General features: G+C 42.6%; 13 protein-coding genes and 2 tRNA genes. 9 read left to right on the forward strand and 6 right to left on the reverse strand.

Going from position 1 to position 14,291, the window contains the following annotated elements; all coding sequences use genetic code 11:
• Window positions 1–48 precede the first annotated feature (48 nt).
• The 4 genes from PSF27_RS18400 (at window position 49) to PSF27_RS18415 (ending at window position 4,361) form a co-directional block, all read left to right on the forward strand.
• On the forward strand, window positions 49–1,617 hold the full coding sequence (locus PSF27_RS18400) for an alpha/beta hydrolase-fold protein (protein WP_241016850.1): 1,569 nt from the start codon (window positions 49–51) through the stop codon (window positions 1,615–1,617).
• A gap of 181 nt (window positions 1,618–1,798) precedes the next feature.
• On the forward strand, window positions 1,799–3,238 hold the full coding sequence (phoA, locus tag PSF27_RS18405) for an alkaline phosphatase (RefSeq protein WP_206084473.1): 1,440 nt from the start codon (window positions 1,799–1,801) through the stop codon (window positions 3,236–3,238).
• Window positions 3,239–3,456: 218 nt separating this feature from the next.
• A complete protein-coding gene (locus PSF27_RS18410) occupies window positions 3,457–3,987 on the forward strand; it encodes a GNAT family N-acetyltransferase (RefSeq protein ID WP_272681997.1) in 531 nt (176 codons plus the stop codon).
• A gap of 119 nt (window positions 3,988–4,106) precedes the next feature.
• Window positions 4,107–4,361, forward strand: coding sequence for a DUF1435 family protein (locus tag PSF27_RS18415; protein ID WP_272681998.1), 255 nt, complete (start codon window positions 4,107–4,109; stop codon window positions 4,359–4,361).
• A 97-nt stretch (window positions 4,362–4,458) separates the two neighbouring features.
• Here PSF27_RS18415 and PSF27_RS18420 read toward each other — a convergent pair.
• The 3 genes from PSF27_RS18420 to rsmC form a co-directional block, all read right to left on the reverse strand.
• Window positions 4,459–4,544, reverse strand: a tRNA-Leu gene (locus PSF27_RS18420).
• A 46-nt stretch (window positions 4,545–4,590) separates the two neighbouring features.
• A tRNA-Leu gene (locus PSF27_RS18425) sits at window positions 4,591–4,676 on the reverse strand.
• Between the two features lie 158 nt (window positions 4,677–4,834).
• Window positions 4,835–5,848 carry a 16S rRNA (guanine(1207)-N(2))-methyltransferase RsmC gene (rsmC, locus tag PSF27_RS18430; RefSeq protein ID WP_272538954.1) on the reverse strand — a complete coding sequence of 338 codons (1,014 nt, stop codon included), beginning with the start codon at window positions 5,846–5,848 and terminating at the stop codon, window positions 4,835–4,837.
• A 131-nt stretch (window positions 5,849–5,979) separates the two neighbouring features.
• Between rsmC and PSF27_RS18435 the strand changes: the two genes are divergently transcribed.
• Together PSF27_RS18435 and rimI are read left to right on the forward strand one after the other, a co-directional pair.
• The gene (locus tag PSF27_RS18435) at window positions 5,980–6,390 is read left to right on the forward strand and encodes a DNA polymerase III subunit psi (protein WP_206084477.1); all 411 of its coding nucleotides are present in this window, start codon (window positions 5,980–5,982) and stop codon (window positions 6,388–6,390) included.
• Complete coding sequence (rimI, locus tag PSF27_RS18440; protein WP_206084478.1) at window positions 6,359–6,811, forward strand: ribosomal protein S18-alanine N-acetyltransferase; 453 nt, start codon at window positions 6,359–6,361, stop codon at window positions 6,809–6,811. The genes PSF27_RS18435 and rimI overlap by 32 nt, the downstream gene beginning before the upstream one ends.
• Window positions 6,812–6,898: 87 nt before the next feature.
• On the opposite strand, the gene PSF27_RS18445 is transcribed toward rimI, so the two are convergent.
• Window positions 6,899–8,452, reverse strand: a complete 1,554-nt coding sequence (locus PSF27_RS18445) for a BCCT family transporter (protein WP_206084479.1) — start codon at window positions 8,450–8,452, stop codon at window positions 6,899–6,901.
• Between the two features lie 321 nt (window positions 8,453–8,773).
• Between PSF27_RS18445 and PSF27_RS18450 the strand changes: the two genes are divergently transcribed.
• Genes PSF27_RS18450 through PSF27_RS18460 form a run of 3 tightly spaced genes read left to right on the forward strand, consistent with a single transcriptional unit; the run spans window position 8,774 to window position 12,341 of the window.
• Window positions 8,774–9,904, forward strand: coding sequence for an aromatic ring-hydroxylating oxygenase subunit alpha (locus PSF27_RS18450; protein WP_206084480.1), 1,131 nt, complete (start codon window positions 8,774–8,776; stop codon window positions 9,902–9,904).
• A gap of 18 nt (window positions 9,905–9,922) precedes the next feature.
• Window positions 9,923–11,374 (forward strand): NAD-dependent succinate-semialdehyde dehydrogenase, encoded by a 1,452-nt coding sequence (locus PSF27_RS18455; protein ID WP_272681999.1) that lies wholly within the window; start codon window positions 9,923–9,925, stop codon window positions 11,372–11,374.
• Window positions 11,375–11,387: 13 nt separating this feature from the next.
• The gene (locus tag PSF27_RS18460) at window positions 11,388–12,341 is read left to right on the forward strand and encodes a PDR/VanB family oxidoreductase (protein ID WP_272682000.1); all 954 of its coding nucleotides are present in this window, start codon (window positions 11,388–11,390) and stop codon (window positions 12,339–12,341) included.
• Between the two features lie 34 nt (window positions 12,342–12,375).
• Here PSF27_RS18460 and PSF27_RS18465 read toward each other — a convergent pair whose 3' ends face one another.
• Both PSF27_RS18465 and PSF27_RS18470 read right to left on the reverse strand, forming a co-directional pair.
• Window positions 12,376–13,281 (reverse strand): helix-turn-helix domain-containing protein, encoded by a 906-nt coding sequence (locus tag PSF27_RS18465; RefSeq protein WP_206084785.1) that lies wholly within the window; start codon window positions 13,279–13,281, stop codon window positions 12,376–12,378.
• Window positions 13,281–14,228, reverse strand: coding sequence for a LysR substrate-binding domain-containing protein (locus tag PSF27_RS18470; protein WP_272682001.1), 948 nt, complete (start codon window positions 14,226–14,228; stop codon window positions 13,281–13,283). Before PSF27_RS18470 ends, PSF27_RS18465 begins: the two co-directional genes overlap by 1 nt.
• Window positions 14,229–14,291 lie beyond the last annotated feature (63 nt).

Below are 14,291 nucleotides of genomic sequence, written 5' to 3' on the forward strand. Positions count from 1 at the left end.
GTTTTTTGATAGTAATAATTATTATCAGTTGACTCCTTGGAATTAGATGTGAAATCTTTGCCGCTTTTAGGTTGTATTTTGTTTTCCTGTGCAGCGATGGCAACGCAATCTGACTGCATTCGTTTAGGTGAGCTTTCTTCTGTGGAAGGCGTACATGATAGCGAAGGCCATAGCTGCGTTTATTTTGAGGCTTTGCAGCAAGATTTTATTAAGCAGCGCGGTGAGGGGTTCTCTCAGGTTGTTTTATTAAATGCTGACAAGCAGCCTGTCCGTGTATTACAGGCATATGGTTCCGACAAAGAACCGCATACAGCTGATTACATCGTGCCGACAAATGGTGTGTATTACCTCGATTTACAAGGCTCTCCAGGTAAATCATGGCAATTACAGTTTGATGTGAGTGACTATCAGCCTTTAGCGATTAAAAAAGATAACGAGCCCATTAGCCCTAAACTACAAAGCCTGCTCAATGAACATTATCATCATGGTGATACTAATGCGTTTTGGCAGGAGGTTGCCAAGCAAGGGACGCCGCTTATTGAAGACCTTGCAGGTCGACAAAAACGAGCGACATTTTTATGGCGCGGAGCAAAGTCCAATGCGTATATTTTAGGAGCGCCTTCGGGTAATCATGAAAGAATGGCGCAAATAGAAGGAACGGATATTTGGCACCGTTCCTTCATCATTCCAGCGGATACATTAACTCAATATAAAATTGCCCCTGATATCCCTACCGTACCTGAAGGCGGTTTTGCACAGCGCAAAGCCATTTTAGTCACCGCCCAGGCTGACCCTTACAACTCACAAAGTATCCCTTCTGGCTCAACGGATAAATATAATCGCTTTTCCTTGCTATCACTGGCACCGAATATTCGCCAGTGTCAATTTCCTGCTATTGAAAAAAAACACATTCAAGGGCAGTTAGAAACCTTTACCTTATCTAGCCAAATTTTGAATAATGAGCGGCAAATTACGGTATACCGCCCAAATATTCAGATGAAACAGCCTGCGTTATTGGTACTTTTGGATGGGCAAATCTATCTTCATACTTATCAAATGGCGAAATTTTTTGATAGCTGGATGAACGAGGGCTCTCTCCCACCAATGAATATTGTGTTTGTCGACAGTATTAGCTCTGATAGGCGTGGCGAAGAACTGCCTCCGAACACGCTTTTCCCGCAATTGCTGGTGGATGAATTAATGCCGCAATTGGCGAAAAAAGGTATTGATGCGAAAGCGGAACATACCATTATTGCTGGATCAAGTTTTGGAGGGTTAGGGGCAACGTGGAATGCACTACAACACCCTGAAATATTTGGCAATGTGCTGAGTATGTCAGGGTCTTATTGGTGGGCGCCAAAAGGGGAAGATCCTGAATGGTTAATCAGTGAAATAGAAACGATGCCACCGAAGCCTATTCGCTTTTTCCTCGAAGCAGGATTATTTGAGCAACGAGGAAGCTGGGGCGGGATCATTCAAAATCATTATCAGTTATTAGAAGTGTTGAAACATAAAGGCTATTTAGTGGATGCCATTGAATTACCCAGCGGGCACGATTATGTTTCTTGGTGCGAAACATTATACGAAGGCACTAAACAACTGTCTTCTCAGTGGTAATAGCGCGTTAATTTCAATAAAAAAGCAGCGGATAATGCGCTGCTTTTTTCACATTTATGACAATCGTCTTCATTTCGCCATAAAAGCGTCATTCAACTGTCATCTGGTTACTTTAGCATGCCTGTCATTATTTGAAGCATACTTCCTCTTTTTTCATTATTGATTGGCAAGGAAAACAGTTATGACTGGTAATTTTATGAAATCCCTTTTAGCTGTCACAGTCAGCACATTAATGTTAGGTAGCACCCTTCCAGCTTATGCAGCGGATAAAAATGATGCAGTTTCAGAAAACCGCGCAGCGCAAGGTGATATCACCAAGTTTGGTGGTGCACGTCGCTTAGCGACCGAGCAAACGGATATCATGAAAGCCGCATTACATAATGGCAAAGCAAAAAACGTGATTTTATTTATTGGTGATGGCATGGGTGATTCAGAAATCACCGTTGCACGTAACTATGCAGAAGGGGCTTCTGGATTCTTTAAAGGTATCGATGCATTGCCAATTACAGGGCAATATACGCATTATGCGCTAGATAAAAAGACGCAAAAGCCTGATTACGTCACAGATTCAGCGGCATCCGCTACAGCATGGTCTTCTGGGGTGAAAACCTACAATGGGGCTTTAGGGGTAGACGTCTTTGGTAAAGACCACGAAACATTAATTGAAATCGCTAAACGTAACGGTAAAGCGACAGGTAACGTGACGACCTCTGAGATCCAAGATGCAACGCCAGCGGCGCAATTCTCCCACGTGACGGCACGTAAATGTTACGGCCCAGAAGAAACTTCAGAAAAATGTGGAACGAATGCCCTTGAAAATGGTGGTCGTGGTTCGATTTCTGAACAGTTATTGGTAACCCGTGCGGATGTGACGTTGGGCGGTGGTGCGAAGAGCTTTAAACAAGAAGCGAAAGCGGGTGACTATAAAGGTAAGACGCTTGAGCAACAAGCGATTGAGCGCGGTTATACTATTGTGCGTGATGCGAAGTCGCTGAACGATATAAAACTGGCAAACCAAGACAAACCTCTACTTGGACTATTCCACGATGGCAACATGACAGTCGCGTGGGAAGGGCCAAAGGCGGTGCACTATGGCAACATCAACAATGCTCCGCTGGAGTGTAAGCCGAATCCAAAATTAGATCCAAACGCACCAACGCTAGCGCAAATGACGCAAAAGGCTATTGACCTGTTAGAAGTCAACCCAAATGGTTTCTTCTTACAAGTTGAAAGTGCATCTATCGATAAACAAGATCATAAAGCCAACCCATGCGGCCAAATTGGTGAAACGGTTGCTCTTGACCAAGCGGTTCAAGTGGGCTTAGATTTCGCGAAAAAACATGGTGATACATTAGTTATTGTGACTGCTGACCATTCACATTCAAGCCAAATTATTCCAGAAGGCACGAAATCAACGGGGTTAACTCAAGCGTTGATTACCAAAGATGGCTCTGTGATGGTGGTGAATTACGGTAACTCTGAGGAAGATGATTCACAAGAGCATACTGGTGCTCAGCTGCGTGTTGCGGCTTATGGTCCACACGCTGCGAATGTGATGGGTCTGACTGACCAAACCGATTTGTTCTTTACCATGCGTGATGCAATGGGATTGAAGCAATAAACCAACCCTGTAGTGTAAATTCTCCGCAATATGGATGTTGTGGGGAATTTTTTATTTTATGTTCCCATCTCTTTTGAATATCTTGCTTTTATTTCAACCTTGCCTTAATAGCTTATTGAAATGGTTGAACTTATTTTTTTATCGGTTATCTTGGAAAACAAATTCACCTGATAACAATAAAGAGCGTTTATATTGGCGCTGATAATGAGAATAAGATCATGAGAGAAATCCGCGAATTACAACGAAATGAAATCCCTTCTGTTTGGTCAATCGATCGCACTGAATTAATTGAACACCTTTATTTACACCAAGAGGGCAAACTGGTGCTTTCGAAGCAGCGCTTTGATATGAAAGGCTGGCCTGAAGGCGAGCCTGAGGCTTATACCCCACATTTATTAGACAGTTATGACCAAGGCGCTATTTTTCTGGGTGTCTTCGAACAAGGAAAAATCATTGCGGCTGCAAGCGTGGATAATATTTGGCGAGGGGAGCAAAAGAATTTACTACAGTTATCCTTTTTACACGTGAGCCATGCATATCGGGGCAAGGGGATTGCGGGAATGTTATTCCAACAATGTGTAGACATTGCGACTCAAAAAGGGGCGAAAGGGCTGTATATCTCTGCAACGCCATCTGAAAATACGGTGCATTTTTACCAATACATGGGATGTGGTTTGATTGAAACACCAGACCCAGAGTTGTTTGCCCTAGAACCAGAAGATATTCATTTTGTTTATTGGTTTTCTTAAGTTATCTATTTTGTAAAAATCGTGTTAATTTAGGGGTGTTTTCGCAGAAAAACGATTGAAATTTACTAAAAATTAGATATGATTGATAATCATTATCATTTAAGATTATTGAGGTCACTATGCCAACTAGCATATCAAAAACCGCAGGTTTACGGCGTATAGGCGCTGGCCTATGGGGTGTCTTTGCCGTGGTATTGCTAAGCATTGCTTATGTCCTCAGCAATATGGGTTTTGATAACCTAAGAGTGGTGATGATCATTATGATGATCGCAACGGCGGGGATGTTATTTAATCGCGGCTCTCGCCGTTTATTGATTATTCCAGCTGTAGTTTCATTACTGTGCTTTTTGATGGCTTTTGTGTTGCAAAGGTAGTTTGATTTGCGAAAGTGTTAATTGAGCTGAATGCAATCTGGGAGGATTTCAGAAAAATGCGCGCAAGGCTGCTGGGGAAATAACATTCACTGACCAGTGGTGCGAAAGGGGGGACTTGAACCCCCACGTCCGAAGGACACTAACACCTGAAGCTAGCGCGTCTACCAATTCCGCCACCCTCGCAATACTGTTTCGTCAATGCTGAACTACTGTGTTTATCTAAAGTTAGTGGTGCGAAAGGGGGGACTTGAACCCCCACGTCCATAGGACACTAACACCTGAAGCTAGCGCGTCTACCAATTCCGCCACCCTCGCAATGCCAAATCTAACTTTTCTTACAACGATAATACGCAGCGGATTTTAGGCTAATTTTAGCGGACGTCAATATTTTTTTAATCATCTATTTTTTTTTGATTAAAAAACGGCCAGCCTATGAGGCTGACCGCTAAATTGCACGATAATAGGGTCATTAACTAGCGTTTCGTGGCTTGGTATACCTTGAATTTACCTGTTTTTGCTAGCACTTCATGGCTACCAAAGGCTTTATCTAATAAGTCTGGGTAAGGTAAAAATGCATTGGCAACAATGCGCAAGTGACCGCCTTTTTTCAGGAATTTAGGGGCTTGGTAAATCATGTTTTCAACGGCACTGTAGCTGGTGTTTAGCCCATCATGGAAAGGTGGGTTAGAGATAATCCAATCGAATTTGTCGTGAATATCTGAATAGGCATCACTTGCAATGACGACTCCCGTGAGTTTGTTCGCTTCAAGTGTTGAGGCTGCAGAGTCTAATGCGGAGGCGCTAACATCGCTTAACGTCAGCTTAACATCAGGGTTTTGCGTTCCAATGACGGTTGCAAGAACACCATTACCACAAGCGAGGTCGAGAACATCGCCTTTCATTGGCTCTGTTAATGTTGAAAGCAGTAAATCACTGCCGATATCTAACTCATTATGACTAAACACGCCAGGTAGTGCATTAATTCTAACCGTATCAAGATCATAGTGACGCCACCAGCGTGCAATATCAAAGGTGGTTGGTTGCTCTAATTCACCATAATACAAGCCACAACGGCGGGCCGAGTCGATTTTTTGTAAGGTCGCGATACCTTCCATGATGGATTCTGCGCTTTTGACGCCACTGCGGTTTTCGCCAACAATAAAAATTTGACTACCCGCAGCAAGATGGGTGCACAGATCGTCCAGTTGGAAGCAAGCTTCTTGTTTATTTTTTTGCCAGAAGTAAATCAATGTATCGCAAGGCTGAATAAATTCAGCGGGTGTGGTTGATGAAAATAAAACCATTTCGCCCATCAAAGGCTGCAGGTTTTTCCAACGATGGTATTGATTTGTTACGACGCGAACACTTGCTGCTTCGAGAGTGGCAGCCAATTCATCCTGAATGTCACCAGCCAAAATGACATGACGATCCGTAAAATGCTCAAGATGGCGCTGGATAACTTCACTGGCCGGTGTCAGTAATGACATATTCTGTCAATCTCCTAAAATGATAAAAACTGCTAACACCATACCAGAAATGCGAGAAATCGCATTGCTCTGTTGGCGCTATTAATCCCCTTTGATAAGATGGGGTTGTAAAATAGCGACTGGAAAAATAAATGACACGACGTGACAGGCTTTTAGAACAAATGGGGATCACTCAATGGATGGTGAGAAATCCAGCTGTGTTACGTGGTGAACGTGGTGTCAGGATCCCAGCGTCGACTAAGCTTATTATTATTACTGATGAGAACCTTGATTTAAATAGCCAGCTGTTAAAAGATATTTTTCTTTCAATGCGAATTGCACAAGATGATGTGGTTTGCATTAATTCTGAGCAGCTGAATTTAATCCCAACACCAATAACAATTCCTTGTTGGGTTCTCGGGGGGGAAACCCATCCAGAAGGTTCAAAAATGACGTACTTTTCACCTGTTTTGTCTGAGCTTATGACGAGTATCAGCGCCAAACAGGCACTATGGAAACAAATTTATCAATATGATGAAAATTTCAACACTAAAGCAATCTGATCTTGCTACTGCCTTCTTAATTGAGAAGTTAAGCCATGATTTTCCATGGACTGAGCGAGTTTTTTATGGGAATCAAGGGGAAAAGTATCATAACCTAAAAATTTCTATTAATAATCAGATTGTTGGTTATGCGATAACGCAATGTGTTCTGGATGAGGCAACGTTATTTAATATCGCTATTCACCCTGATTACCAAGGCAAGGGATATGGGCGTTTATTGCTAGAACAGTTGATTAGTGAGCTGATGAATAAAGGCATTATGACGCTTTGGTTAGAAGTCCGAGAATCAAATGCTTCTGCATTGCATTTGTATGAAAAACTCGGTTTTCATGAAGTCACTGTACGAAAAGACTATTACCCTGCTAAAAAAGGCCGAGAAGACGCATTAGTCTTAGCGCTCACACTGTTTGGCTCCCAATAGCTGCTCCTGAAAGCGAGTAAAAAACCCCAGCACATGCCAAATGTTCTGGGGTTTTTATTGTTGAGCGACTATAAATTCATTTTTTAACTATTTTTCGGGTAATACAGGTTCATTGGCCATTGAGAGATCTTCTTTTGTCTGTCTTTGGACTGCGACCTGTGCATTCACTTCTTCGTTCAGCCCTTTATAAGTGGAATAACACATTAACAGCATCATCATGGAAAGAGGGACTGCCATAGCAACTAGCGCTGATTGTAATCCTGATAACCCGCCCGTCATGATGAGTACAACCGCAATCGCGGCAATCACAACACCCCAAATTGTTTTGGTGATGTGGGACGGGTTAGGATTACCATTTTCACTGACCATGCCCAAAACAAACACCGCCGAGTTTGCTGAAGTAATAAAGAAGATCAACACCAATGCAATGGCAAGTACACTAATGAAAGTAGATGCAGGGAAATAATCTAAGAATTTAAATAACGCTGATGTCACATCGGTTTTCACTGCATCCGCGAGCGCTGTTTGCCCTAAGTTTTGAATTAAATGAATAGCCGATCCGCCCATTACGGCAAACCATGCAAAGGCACTTAATACTGGAATAAATACTGCACCAATCATAAATTCTTTAATGGTTCGCCCTTTCGAAATACGCGCGACAAAGCTACCGACTAATGGTGCCCAAGCAATCCACCAGCCGAAGTAAAACAGTGTCCAGTTAGCAATCCAAGTACCGTCATTATAAGGCTCAGTACGAAATGACATACTGACAAAGTTTTGTACGTAATCGCCAATACCTTGGAACAACACTTTTAAGATGGTTTGAGTTGGACCAGAGATAAAGATAAATGCCATCAATGCTAATGCGAGGATGATATTCAGGTTCGATAGGTGTTTAATCGCCCCTTGTAATCCAGAGATGGTTGATGCGATATAAACAACAGTGATAACTGCAATTAACCCAATTTGCACGTAAATGCTAATTGGAAGCCCCCATAAGTAGTTCATGCCACTGTTAACTTGCAGTGTACCAAACCCCAATGATGTGGCGATGCCAATCACAACGGAAAGCATCACTAACACATTAATTAGCTTACCGACAGAACCATAAATTCGATCGCCAATTAAGGGATAGAAAACGGAACTAATTGATGAAGGTAGCTTTTTTCTAAATTGAAAATACCCTAAAGCGACACCGACCAGTGCGTAACAGGCCCATGCGGAAACGCCCCAATGAAGGTAAACATACTGCATCGCTGATTTTGCGGATTGCTCAGTTGAGCCTTGGCCAATGGGTGGACTGATGTAGTAGGAAACAGGTTCTGCAACTCCCCAGAACATCAAGCTGATACCAATAGATGCGCTGAATAGCATGGCAATCCATGTCACCGTACTGTATTCGGGTTTATCGCTGTCATCGCCAAGACGAATATGACCAAATTTAGAAAAACCAAGGAACATACAGAAACTAAAAAAGATAAAAACAGAGCCCAGAATGAACCAACCTAGGTTGTTATAGATAAAGCTCAGAGCAGAATGTGAAAATGCTTCCAGTTTGTCGGGGATAAATGCGCCCACACTGATGATAGCCAAGCTAATGGCTAACGACACGTAAAATACGGATTTCTTATGATTCATCATACCTCTTCTCCAGTTGCTCACTTATTTTTTGTCTTTTATGAGAGTTGGCTTGCAGGGAATGCCTGTTTATTTTTTAAGGGTACAGCTAATTGTGGTTACTTTGGGTTTACAGAGAATAGCCATGCAAAGATTGTGTAGTCAACAAGTAATTAACCAATTATTAACAGTTGGTTTAATTTAATATCATTTAACCGAATGATTTAATTATGAAATAAAATATTGTTTGAATATCGCGCAATATTTTGTTTGATCATTTATGCGATCTTTGTTAACATCCATAAAAAAGATGTTAACTATAAGTTTACATGAGTGAGGGCAATTATGAGCAATGCAGCTAAAGTTATTTCGATTAATGATCACCTTGATATTGATAACGCATGGACAATCCCTGCGCGTTATTACACATCTAATGATATTTTTGAATATGAAAAAGAAAAAATCTTTGCTAACTCATGGGTTTGTGTTGCCCACGTTAGTGAAGTTAAAGAAAAAAATTCCTATATCACCCGTGAATTGATCGGTGAAAGCTTAGTGATTGTGCGTGGTCGTGATGATGTTTTACGTGGTTTTTATAATGTGTGCCCACATCGTGGTCACCAATTAATTAGCGGTGATAGCGGTAAAGTTAAAAATGTAATTACTTGCCCTTACCATGCGTGGGCTTTCAAACTCGATGGTCAGTTAGCGCATGCGACAAACTGTGAAAATGTGAATAACTTTGAGTCTGATGCGATGTCACTTAGCAGCTTTCATGTGATTGAACATGCAGGGTTTATTTATGTGAATATGACCGTGGGTGAGCCGCAACCGATCGAAGAGCAATTACCTGGCCTCGCTGAAAAAATGCAAGAAGCTTGTGCGGTGATTAGCGATTTAAAATTGGCAGCACGTTTTGTTAGTCATACGCCAGCTAACTGGAAGACCATTGTTGATAACTATATTGAATGCTATCACTGCCCTACCAACCACGTCAGTTTCGCCAGTTCTGTGGATGTGAATGTTTACGAGCACCAACTTCTGGATAATTGGACGGTACAAATTGGTAAAGCAAAACCGTCTGAATCTTCTTATCAGTTTGATGAATCTGTTTTAGACCCGCGCTTCTTTGGTTTTTGGATTTGGCCAAGCACCATGTTCAATATGCCGCCAGGAGGAGACTTCATGACGGTTATCTATGAGTTCCCTGTGAACGCTGGGGAGACCTTGCAACACTATGATATTTATTTCCTTAATGAAGAATTGACTGAGTACCAGAAAAACTTAGTGGAATGGTATCGCACCGTGTTCCGCCCAGAAGATTTGCGCTTAGTTGAAAGTGTTCAAAAAGGGCTGAGATCGCGGGGCTACCGTGGTCAAGGACGCATTATGGCCGACAGACAACGCAGTGGGATCAGTGAGCACGGTGTGGCGCATTTCCACAAAATTGTTGCTGGTGCACATACCGAAGAATAATGAAAGGAGCCGTCACATATGCAGACAGTCACTCACCCGACGCTTTTTCGTCAGTCTTGTTATATTAATGGGCAATGGGTTGATTCAGATAAAAAAATTTCTGTGACTAATCCTGCTGACCAATCTGTGCTGGGGACTATTCCCAGCCTAACGGCAGCACAAGTAGATGACGCTATTGAACAGGCTTACGGTGCAATGGAAAGTTGGAAACAATTGACCGCGAAAGCACGTTCGATCATTTTACGCCGTTGGTTCGAGTTGATCGAAGCCAATGTTGATGATCTTGGCCTGATCATGACCCTCGAACAAGGTAAGCCGCTGCACGAAGCTAAAGGAGAAATTCGCTATGCAGCTTCTTTTATTGAGTGGTTTGCGGAAGAAGGTAAGCGTGTGTATGGGGAAACCATCCCCCAAACTGTTGGTAGCAACCGTATTTCAACGATAAAACAGCCGATTGGTGTCTGTAGCGCTATCACGCCGTGGAATTTCCCAGCGGCGATGATCACGCGAAAAGCCGCCCCCGCTTTGGCCGCGGGTTGTAGCATCATTATTAAGCCTGCAACAGAAACACCTTTTACTGCTCTCGCATTAGCGCAGCTGGCGGATGAAGCCGGTATTCCAGCAGGGATATTTAACGTCATCACTGGGGATTCTCGAGTTTTAGGGGAAAAGCTGACAAAACATGAGCTTATCAGCAAGTTTTCATTTACAGGTTCAACACAAGTCGGTCGTGTGCTATCAGAACAATGTGCATCAACCATCAAGAAAACGTCGTTAGAGCTTGGCGGTAATGCACCGTTTATTGTGTTCGAGGATGCGGACATTGATAAAGCGGTGAGCAGTGCAGTTCAAGCGAAATTCCGTAATGGTGGCCAAACCTGTGTTTGCGTCAACCGCTTCTACCTTCATGATGCTATTTTCGACGAATTTAAGACCAAGTTTGTTGCAGAAGTCGCCAAGTTGAAAGTTGGGAACGGGGTGGATGTTGGTACAGATATTGGACCAATGATTACCTCGCGGGCTATTGAAGGCATGAATGCACTATTGCAAGACGCATTGGCAAAAGGTGCAAAACAGTTGGTATTGGGAAATGAAATCAAAGAGCAAGGTCATTTTTTCAATCCAAAAGTGCTGGTGGATGTTGATGATTCGATGGACATTGTGCACGAGGAAATCTTTGGACCTATCGCAACGTTGATCCGCTTTACTGATGAAAATGAAGTTATTACGCGAGCAAATAATACCATTTATGGACTCGCGGCTTACTTCTTCTCCCGTAATGTGAACCGTGTTTATCGCGTCGCTGAAAAACTGCAAAGTGGCATGGTGGGGATCAATACAGGGTTGATTTCTAATGAAGTGGCACCATTTGGTGGGGTTAAACAATCAGGGCTAGGTAAAGAAGGGTCTCGATATGGTATTGAAGATTACTTAAATATCAAATACCTGTGCTTAGATGTCGGCGAATAAGAGGGACGCGGTGATGAGCCAAGAAAAAATTGCAGTGAATGTCAGCCGAATCGAACAAGTGAGTTCAACCGTTAAAATGTTTGAATTTGTTGCCCAAGAGGGAAATTTCTTGCCTTTTAGTGCAGGCAGTCATGTCACTGTACATATGGGGGAGCAAACGGGCTTACAGCGCGCTTATTCGCTGATTAGCGACCCAAAACATAGAGGCAGTTACTGTATTTCCGTTTTGCGTGATGAAAACTCGAAAGGTGGATCGGCATTTATGCATGAGCAGCTGTCTGTTGGAGATTGTATTCATCTTTCACCTGCTCAAAATTTCTTTTCCCTTGAACAGGATAACCAGTGTAAGCACTTGCTAATTGCTGGGGGGATCGGTATCACACCGTTTTTGTCTTATTTGTATGAATTAGAGCAAGGCGGTATGGACTTTGAGTTACATTATTGCTTTCGCGATGTGAAAACCGCTGCGTTTGTCGAGCATTTACAAGAGCGTATTGGCTCACGTTTGCACCTTTATGATGGCAGCCAAGGGCAGAGGATGTCTGTCGAGCAATTGATTCAGTCCCAACCTTCGTCTAGCCATGTGTACGTGTGCGGCCCTCAATCATTAATTAATGAGGTGATTGAAAAAGGTAACCAATACTTAGGGGGATCACAGGTACATTTTGAAAACTTTGGTGAAGTCGCCAGTGAAGGGGATTCTTTCGAAGTTTACTTTCAACGTTCAGGCTTTAGCTTAGAAGTTGGCAAAGATATGTCTATTTTACAGGCTATTGAAGCGGATAAGCGCATCAATGTGGAGTGTTTATGTCGTAATGGGGTTTGCGGAACCTGCGAAACCGCGATCCTTGAAGGCGAAGCTGATCATCGTGACCACTATTTAGATGACGATGAGAAAGCAGAGCAAAAAACCATGATGTTGTGCGTATCTAGGGCAAGAAGTAAGCGTTTAGTACTTGATTTATAAATGCATTCCCCCACCGTTGTTTGTGGGGGGAGTATCAAATTGGTTTGAGTTCAAACATCAAAAAGGGTTGGTTTTCATCATTAAAATGTTGATAGGCAGTAATTTGTTTATCTTGGAACACAATTTGTCCACGGCCTGTTTGGCACACTTCTTCTAGCCATGTTTTGTGATTAATGATGAGTTGGTACAATAAACGTTGCAGTTCGAGGTAGTCAATTTCAGTGGATTGGCTACTTAAGTTACTGGCAAGAATTTCACCAGCTTTGTCAGTGAAAGCGACTAAGTAATTGAAGTGGGAGAGTAAAACATCAAAATAGCACTTAATTTTTCGTAGGCGTAATTCGCTATTCTTGCGTTCGGTATTATCAAGGCTGATCCCAACCAATTTAGTGACTTTGCCATTTGGCCCTTTAACCCCTGTGGCGCGAGAAGTGATCCAACGGTACTCGCCTTCCCAGTTAATTTTAAAATCCATCTCATGGGCACCGCCTTCACGAATGATTTTTGAGTAACCATTCACCAGCTTCTCTTTGGACTCAGGCGCCATCAATGCCCAAAAATCTTCATTAGTCGTAATTTTAATGCCATAAACGGCTTCGACATTATCTGAGTAGTTCAATTCCCCTGTGAGCAAATCCCACTCCCACGTTACGATATCGGCAGATTCTTGCAGGTGCACTTCGTTGATGTTACGCATCACCCCTGCATTGGTGACCGTGATTTGGTTGTTCGTATATTCGCCGTATTTTAACCAAATTTTATCGACATCCAGTAACGTTGCCAATTTATCAAGGTTGTCTTCGTCGATCATACCACCTTTTGTCCACTTATTGACGGCGGTTCGGGAGACGCCAAGGGCTTGTGCCGCCTTAAGTTGGCTCATTTTCTTTTGTTTGAGTAATTTTAATAAACGTTCTTTGAATGTCTCAGTTTCTGTCATCAATTGCTATCAACCTTTACTGAAGGTGTTGCCATAAATCCATTTTGCAAATGGGTCGCAAGGTACTGTTCGAGATTTTCAATGAAAACTCTAAGATTAGCACTTGTTCGAATACTTCTCGAATAAACGGCATAAACATCTGCGGTTTGGTACCATTCTGGGAGAACACGCACTAACTGTCCAGATTCTAATTCTGGCAAGACGCTCCACAATGATCGCAGTAGGATGCCTTCCCCACTTAAACACCATTGCTTTGCAACCTCACCATTATTCACGGTGAGTTGACTGTTTGGGCTAACGGTCATACTTTCTTGGTTGTGGGCTAATTTCCACACCGCGGGGGCTTGATTGCGTTCTTTAATCGCAATACAAGAATGTTTTTGTTCAAGTTCTTGTGGATATACTGGATAGCCATTTTTTTCTAAATAGCGAGGTGCGGCACAGAGTATGCGTTGATTGGCAGCGATACGCCGTGCAATAAACTGATCGGAGATAGTGCCTCCGATACAAATATCCACATCAATGTTTTCATTAATAATATCGACAGATTTATCTGTTAACGTGAGGTCGATAGCTAATAAAGGGTACTGAGCGCGTAATGATAGGATAAACGGATTGATATGAGTGCTGCCAAACCCTGTGCTACAACTGATCCGCAGTGTACCACGGATTTCTTCACGGCAAGCATTGAGCGTTTCTTGCATATGTTCAAGTTCCGCTAACATCAATTCGCTGCTGCGTAGAATAATTTGCCCTTCATGCGTGAGCTTAATTGAGCGTGCACTTCGAAAAAATAGCGTTTGCCCAAGATTTTCTTCCAACAGTTTGATTCGTTTAGAAATATAGGCAGGTGAAACCAATAGCTGTGCTGCCGCTTGAGAAAAACTCATTAAGTGGGCGACAGTGACAAAAACGCGAATGTCCTCTAACGCAGGGAGCTTGTTCATAGTTTGTAAACCTAAGGATTACAGTTCATGTCTATACTTTATCACAGCAATCCCTAAACTGGA

This window comes from Providencia sp. PROV129, from assembly GCF_028482245.1.
Taxonomy (GTDB): Bacteria; Pseudomonadota; Gammaproteobacteria; order Enterobacterales; family Enterobacteriaceae; genus Providencia; species Providencia vermicola.

Bases quoted from the DNA above. Each gene is read 5' to 3' on its own strand.
- phoA (WP_206084473.1), top strand. From the start codon at position 1,799: ATGACTGGTAATTTTATGAAATCCCTTTTAGCTGTCACAGTCAGCACA.
- PSF27_RS18410 (WP_272681997.1), top strand. From the start codon at position 3,457: ATGAGAGAAATCCGCGAATTACAACGAAATGAAATCCCTTCTGTTTGG.
- PSF27_RS18415 (WP_272681998.1), top strand. From the start codon at position 4,107: ATGCCAACTAGCATATCAAAAACCGCAGGTTTACGGCGTATAGGCGCT.
- rsmC (WP_272538954.1), bottom strand. From the start codon at position 5,848: ATGTCATTACTGACACCGGCCAGTGAAGTTATCCAGCGCCATCTTGAG.
- PSF27_RS18435 (WP_206084477.1), top strand. From the start codon at position 5,980: ATGACACGACGTGACAGGCTTTTAGAACAAATGGGGATCACTCAATGG.
- rimI (WP_206084478.1), top strand. From the start codon at position 6,359: ATGATGAAAATTTCAACACTAAAGCAATCTGATCTTGCTACTGCCTTC.
- PSF27_RS18445 (WP_206084479.1), bottom strand. From the start codon at position 8,452: ATGATGAATCATAAGAAATCCGTATTTTACGTGTCGTTAGCCATTAGC.
- PSF27_RS18450 (WP_206084480.1), top strand. From the start codon at position 8,774: ATGAGCAATGCAGCTAAAGTTATTTCGATTAATGATCACCTTGATATT.
- PSF27_RS18455 (WP_272681999.1), top strand. From the start codon at position 9,923: ATGCAGACAGTCACTCACCCGACGCTTTTTCGTCAGTCTTGTTATATT.
- PSF27_RS18460 (WP_272682000.1), top strand. From the start codon at position 11,388: ATGAGCCAAGAAAAAATTGCAGTGAATGTCAGCCGAATCGAACAAGTG.
- PSF27_RS18465 (WP_206084785.1), bottom strand. From the start codon at position 13,281: ATGACAGAAACTGAGACATTCAAAGAACGTTTATTAAAATTACTCAAA.
- PSF27_RS18470 (WP_272682001.1), bottom strand. From the start codon at position 14,228: ATGAACAAGCTCCCTGCGTTAGAGGACATTCGCGTTTTTGTCACTGTC.